At 29.3% G+C, this 1812-nt stretch carries 2 protein-coding genes; both read right to left on the reverse strand.

Translation table 11 applies throughout. The features are described 5' to 3' along the window. Positions 1–341: 341 nt before the first annotated feature. Entirely contained in the window at positions 342–998 is a 657-nt protein-coding gene (locus tag AB1349_14075; protein ID MEW6558452.1) for a hypothetical protein, read from the reverse strand. 6 nt (positions 999–1004) lie between these two features. Further along, positions 1005–1739, reverse strand: coding sequence for a hypothetical protein (locus AB1349_14080; GenBank protein MEW6558453.1), 735 nt, complete (start codon positions 1737–1739; stop codon positions 1005–1007). Positions 1740–1812: the final 73 nt, after the last annotated feature.

The raw sequence follows: 1812 nt of genomic DNA on the forward strand, positions 1-1812 counted from the left end.
GATGAGTCTTTGAAGTATACAATAACTGAGAAAATAACCCCAACAATGATTGCGATTAAAAATATCAACCACTCTCTTGCAATAATTCTCTTGTATTTTGTCATATTCATTTTGTATGCGCCCTAACGGCGTGGTTTTTAAGCCGCCGCCCAACACAGCTTTGCTACTTAAAACACATACGCCAATAAATTTATAAATACTTTTTTATTGCAACCTACTTTAAAGAGTAACTAACTTTTACAAAGTAACGCTATAACAATACAAATGCCGAACAGTTTAAAGCGGTCGGCTTGGAAAACGGGTTATATGGCATTATAAGATCATATTTACTTTAGCAATAATTAAAAGGTTATCCCTATGATTAAATTATGCGTGTTAATAATCTGAGTATCATATTTATAGAAATATCTAATATCTAATCCTAATTTTGAAGAAATATTTAATTCAGTACCTAACCCAAAAAGTATTCCAAAGGAATTAGAGGGATTATCTTCAATATTTTTTGTTTTATATTCATTTGGTATACCTTCCAATGATGGATAGGATATTGACACTGTAGGAGATTTAAAATATTTAGTATCAATGATAAAATTGTAACCAAGATTAAACAAAAAATATGGTGATAATGTGTTTTGCTTAAAAATATATTGTACTCCCAAATAAAGAGGAATTAAATCATAGCTCTTTTCATTAACATTATATTGATGTGTATAATAGAATTGAATACCGTTAATCGTATTTATTGAATAGGATTTTACAGTATAGGAGGCGCCGGCAAATGATTTTGAATATCCTAGCGCTAAATTCATATTAAAATTGTGTGTTAATTCTGGCTTAAGATCTAGAATAAAAGTGCCTCCAGTTTTAGAATCATTGCTAATATTAATTCCACCATAAACTCCTACGTCCACATTTGAAAAAAAAGAGGAGGACTTATTTTCTTGCGCTAAATAAATATTCATAGAAAAAACGAATAAAAAAAAGATTAATGTTTTCATAAACTATCACCTTTTGTTATTAAGAAACAACAAAAACGGATGCTGCATTTTATAACCATTATTTTGGAAAATTGCTTTGGAATTTTCCATTTCAACATACTTTCCAACTTTCCTTCCTTTAACACTAATGTAATTAACAAGTAAAAATGAACTACTGTCACCTATTACAGAATATCCTAAGTGACCGAAATATTTTGTATAATAAATTTCTGAAACCTCGGTACCAGATATACCTTTGGAGGATATAATAGCAAATACATCCTTAAATTTGCTAGCTGGCGTATTAAAATCATTCAAATGTTTTGCAGTCAAATAATCCTTTGATGAATCTGGATTTAGATATCCAACTGTTTGCAACCAAACATCTCCATCGTTCGGTATAATTTTGACTAATCGTTGTTCAGAATATGGATTTTCAGGATAGGTGGATGTTTTTTCAAGTTCGGTATAAAAAAGAAAGCCATCTCGAATGAAATAATATGAAACATATTTATTATTAGCATCATAACTATAATAGTACCACTCAGTTATAAATACTTCTGTACCGTCAGAACGATGAGTTTTGCCTACTATTTTCCAAACAGTATGAATTTTAGGATTATTTGAATATGGCATAAAGTATTGTCTAATATCACCAACGTTTAATGACATATACTCATTAGTTAAATCTAACGGTTCATTTGAATTTTCACAACCAAAGAGAATAAATAAAACAGCAAAAAAGATAAAATTAATTTTCATATAATTTTTGAATGAGCTCATCTTGGACTCTCAATTTGAAGGGCAAGCTTAAAAGCTTGCCCTAATTAATATT

It is taken from the genome of Elusimicrobiota bacterium, assembly GCA_040757695.1.
Lineage (GTDB): Bacteria > Elusimicrobiota > UBA8919 > UBA8919 > UBA8919 > JBFLWK01.

Bases quoted from the DNA above. Each gene is read 5' to 3' on its own strand.
- AB1349_14075 (MEW6558452.1), bottom strand. From the start codon at position 998: ATGAAAACATTAATCTTTTTTTTATTCGTTTTTTCTATGAATATTTAT.
- AB1349_14080 (MEW6558453.1), bottom strand. From the start codon at position 1,739: ATGAAAATTAATTTTATCTTTTTTGCTGTTTTATTTATTCTCTTTGGT.